Consider the following 265-nt stretch of genomic DNA (forward strand, 5'->3'; position numbering starts at 1 on the left):
TTGATCAAGATGGAGCTGGGCTGCCGCCAGCCGGCTATTGAACTGGTGGCCATCGATATGGATGGCACGCTGCGGGACCCGGCGCACAAGCTCACCCCGCGCGTGAAGCAGGCCATTGCCCGCGCACGGGCGCAGGGCGAGCGGATCGTGTTGACCAGCGGACGCCCGGTGTCCGGCCTTGCCCCGTTCCTGGAGGAACTGGCCATCAATGTCGCGGACGACTACTGCATCGCCTGCAATGGCGGGCTGGTCACCCGCGTTGCCA

At 66.8% G+C, this 265-nt stretch carries 1 protein-coding gene; it reads left to right on the top strand.

The genetic code is table 11. The features are described from left to right. Nucleotides 1-9: 9 nt before the first annotated feature. Nucleotides 10-265: HAD hydrolase family protein (locus tag ACQG3P_RS19985; RefSeq protein WP_426806017.1), on the top strand; the 256-nt coding region annotated here is incomplete at its 3' end.

Source organism: Stenotrophomonas sp. SrG (genome assembly GCF_050031795.1).
In the GTDB taxonomy this organism is placed as follows: Bacteria; Pseudomonadota; Gammaproteobacteria; order Xanthomonadales; family Xanthomonadaceae; genus Stenotrophomonas; species Stenotrophomonas rhizophila_A.